3 protein-coding genes are annotated in these 4,251 nt (G+C 37.6%); 2 read left to right on the top strand and 1 reads right to left on the bottom strand.

The features are described 5' to 3' along the window. On the top strand, positions 1 to 712 hold a 712-nt coding region (locus RLO81_RS06550), incomplete at its 5' end, for a tyrosine-type recombinase/integrase (protein ID WP_350108960.1). 858 nt (positions 713 to 1,570) lie between these two features. On the opposite strand, the gene RLO81_RS06545 is transcribed toward RLO81_RS06550, so the two are convergent. Continuing rightward, positions 1,571 to 2,578, bottom strand: coding sequence for a helix-turn-helix transcriptional regulator (locus RLO81_RS06545; protein WP_350108957.1), 1,008 nt, complete (start codon positions 2,576 to 2,578; stop codon positions 1,571 to 1,573). Positions 2,579 to 2,827: 249 nt separating this feature from the next. On the opposite strand from RLO81_RS06545, the gene RLO81_RS06540 reads away from it, so the two are divergent. Beyond that, positions 2,828 to 4,108 carry a DNA recombination protein RmuC gene (locus RLO81_RS06540; protein ID WP_350108954.1) on the top strand — a complete coding sequence of 427 codons (1,281 nt, stop codon included), beginning with the start codon at positions 2,828 to 2,830 and terminating at the stop codon, positions 4,106 to 4,108. Positions 4,109 to 4,251: the final 143 nt, after the last annotated feature.

Genomic DNA, 4,251 nt, shown 5'->3' with positions numbered 1-4,251 from the left:
GAGGACAATTACTAATCAACTAATATTCATAAGGACACTTTTCAATGAAGCCATATCCGAAGGTATCGTAGAAGCTAAGCACTACCCATTTGCCGGAGAAAAAGAAAAGATCAGAATTGGCTCTGGCCATAAGATAGGTTTAACTAGAGAGGAAGTTGAAAGCATAGAAACGCTCCAACTTGAAAAGGATTCTGCCATTTGGCATACTCGAAATGTCTGGTTGGTGGCCTATTATTTTGCGGGTATCCGGATCACAGATGTTTTGAATTTGACCTGGGGTGATTTCAAGGATGGCAGACTCTATTATGTAATGCATAAGAACGAAAAACCGATATCATTAAAAATCCCTGAAAAGGCTAAATCAATACTAGACCACTATCATTCACCGAAAGACCGTAAAAAAGATTTCGTATTCCCTTATTTGAAAAAAGCCAAGCAGGGCAGCACTCATGATCTGTTCGTTAAGTCACGCAATGCCACAAGCTTACTTAACAAATACCTTAAACATATTGCCAAGAAGTGTAACATTGAAAAGAACCTTTCTAATCATATTGCACGTCATACTTTCGGAAATATCGCTGGGGATAAGATCCATCCATTAATGCTACAAAAACTATATAGACATTCTGACCTTAAGACTACTATTAGCTACCAGGCTAACTTCATACACAAAGATGCCGATGAAGCTTTGGATAGTGTCATTGGCTCATAGGATTAATTGATATAACCATGACATTTCCAATCCTATAGCCTTTCCCACCAAATGACAAAACCGAAATCTTGCATTTTTTGTTTCAAAGAGTTATATTTAATATTAATCCTTAAAATTAAGGTCTTATGCCATACTTTATTGTAAACAAAAATGCGCAATCAAATGGGGACCATGAAGTCCATAATACAACGAAGGGATGCGATTATATGCCTGAAAAGGAAAATCAAAAGGATTTAGGTTATCATTCAGATTGTAGTGGGGCTGTTAGTGAAGCCAAGAAAACTTATTCACAAGTCAATGGATGCTACTTTTGCTGTAACGAGTGTCATACAACTTAAAGACATTTCTCAAGAGAATTAAAAATGGCGACACAAAGTGATCTATTTTAATTACATAAAATAGTTTTCCGATTCTTGAGCTTTTCCCGCCGGAGGCAAATGGCACATTTTTTCGGAGTTTTCCTCTTTCTGTCGCCTTTCAATCCAATACCACAAACTGGTCCAGGTTATGTCAAGAAAAAAATAGGTGCTTGCACCCGGTCGGAAATACCTACCCGAAGGGTGGAGATTTCTGGATTTTTACTTGACATGTTCTGAAGACCTGTTTGTACATTGCTGCGACAGCAAGAAAACGGAGAACAAAATGTCCAAGGGTGGCTAAATATTAAATCTGAAAAAGCGATTTCGGGAAGAGCTGTTTCTCCATGGCTTAGGGATTGAAGCGGTTACCGTGTAGAAGCGGAAAGCCCGACCCGAGGAACGAGGGGAAGCTCCAAATTACTATTTGAAAGACCAAAAGTGGTAAATATTACCACATATAATTAAATGAAAGGTAAATGTTATTTATATAACCAGTGGCTCATTGGTATTTTGCCATCATTGCTTTTATTATTTCTTTCACCCGATTACGTAATGAATCTGGTTCGAGAACTTCAACTTCATCTTTAAACGTAAATATTAGATTTTCGAGTTCAAAATTTGGGATAACTTCAATAGATATAATCAAGCTACCATTATCATCAAGTGAAACTTTTTTTTGAGACCCATGAAGAGGTTTAGTCGCAACGTATTCTGACATTAAAGGTGAAAATTTGAGCTTAATTCTGATAGGGGTAGTATTATCTTCTTTTCTAATCCCAATAATATCTTCAAAGTACTCCGTGAAATCATATTTCTTATTTTCAATAAATTCCACACCATCTAGCACTGAAATATCAATAATCCTATCCAGTGCTAAGGGTATCAATACATCATGTTTAGGCAGATGACCAAAAACATACCATCGATTATCAAACTCCTTAATATGATAAGGATGAATTAAGTGGGTCTTCTCTTCCTCTGATTCAAATTTTCTATATCTAATTTCCAGTACTCTTTTTTTAATGATCGCTTTAAATAGGGGACCTATATGCTCTTTGCCTTTCAAAAATTCATTGGATTCAAAGCTTACCACATTTGGGTCTCCCGCTTCTTCATATGTTCCTATTTCTAACTTAGAAACCAATTCATCAATCCATTCAAACCCTGGAAGTCCTGAAAACCTTGACAAGATGAGTACAGCATCTTTTAGATGTTCGATTTCATCCATATTCAATGGTTGGTTTCCAAATGAATAATCCTGATTTGAATATTTGTAAATGACCTTGCCTCCCTTTTGAACCTTCTCAATAGGTGCTTGGAAGTCAAGCTCCATGTCAGTAAGGTCATTGTAGACTGTGGTCCTACTTTTAACTGGCTCTAATCCCCTATAAATTAAACTTTCATTTACTGATTCCATCAAGTCCATCAAAGTATAATCTCTTGCAGTATTGCGAATACACTGGTCAATTACGCTATACCTAATTATTGGTTTCTTATTGTCAGGCATACCTCAATTTAACTAAAAATATTTGTTGTTCAGGATGACTGAACAGGCTCTAGATAAACTTGTGCTAACATTTAATAATTACCTGTCTCTAGGTGTAGCTAATGATCCTATCCAGGTAAACCACCATTTATTGACAATTAAGCCCGTTTCTGCTATGAATCGGGCTTTTTTCGTGACTTTATTTTACCTGTTCAGCTTCACTGAACAGATGGGTTAAATATTTGTATCGTCAATAAAATTTATTTGGATATGGATATTTTAATTACATCAGTGGTATATTTGATTATCATCGGGATACTCACAACCTACTTTGTTCAAAAACAGCGCAAATCCATCACAATGGATATACTGGAGAAAGATTATGTCCGAAAGGAGATCTATCAAACCATTCTCATCAAACATGATGAACGGGAATCTCTTCTGACTGATCTGCAAACTGAAAATGCGGTTCTTACGACGCGATTGGAAAATGAAAAAGAGAATGTAGAAAAGGAGAAAAACCGGATCAAAGAATTGGAAGGTCAAATGCTGTCAAAGTTTGAGTCCATTGCGTCTAAGATCACCCGCATGAATGCCGATACCTTTAAGAAGGATTCTTCTGATCAACTCGATCAGGTACTAAAACCACTAGGCATCTCTATTGAGAAAATTGAAAAGCAGATTAAGGAGTCGAATGAGAGCAGGATCCGTGAAACTTCCTCCCTAAAAAACGAGCTTTCACAGCTAGGCAAACTCAATCATCAACTTCAAATGGAAGCTACCAACCTCACCAATGCTTTAACGATGAATCCCAAGCATCAAGGTTCCTGGGGTGAACAAATCCTGGAAACGCTCCTTGACAGGGCTGGTCTGGTGAAGAATCTCCATTATGAGCGAGAGGTGTCCGGGGTTACGGATGAGCACCGATTAAGGGCTGATGTTATCCTTCACCTACCTGAAAAAAGGCACCTGGTCATAGACTCCAAAGTGTCACTGAACGCTTATAACCGATACTGTAGCAATGAGGATGATTTGTCGAAGCAACATCTGAAGGAGCATGTAAAGAATATTAAAAATCATATTGATAAACTGGTCAGCAAACGATACGAAGATCTGTATCAGATCAATTCACCGGATATGATTTTTATGTTCATGCCCATCGAAGGGAGTCTGATTACGGCTTTACAATCTGAGCCGGAATTGTTTCAGTATGCCATAGAAAAAAATGTGATGCTGACTACATCCTCTACCCTCTTTGTTTCCATGAAAATAGTATCAGATCTATGGCAAAGGAATAAGCAGTTTGAAAATGCAGAATTGATTGCTGAAGAAGCTGGAAAACTTCGTGACCAGGTGATTCGGTTTTTGGACGATATGCAAAGTATCGGCAAAGGCCTGGATAATGCTAAAAATGCATTCGAAAGTGCATCGAAGCGACTCAACACTGGCCGAAACAATATGGTCAGGGTTGCAGAGCGTATTGAAGATCTTGGGGCTAAGGTGAAGCCGAATGATAAGAGTAAGATCCTGCTGAAAAAGGTGGCTAGTTGATTCGAGTTCCTGGAAGCGTTATTTTTAAATAAATAAGATAAATCATGAGACCCAGATACCTCACAAAATCTAGATTTAAGCAAGCGATAGAATGTCCTACTAAGCTATTCTATACAGCAAAAAGGAACGAGTATACTGACAAT

Origin of the sequence: Fulvivirga sp., assembly GCF_040220315.1 — a bacterium.
GTDB lineage: Bacteria > Bacteroidota > Bacteroidia > Cytophagales > Cyclobacteriaceae > Fulvivirga.
Note: the sequence above shows the minus strand (reverse complement) of the source record. Positions and strands in the feature narration are given on the sequence as shown.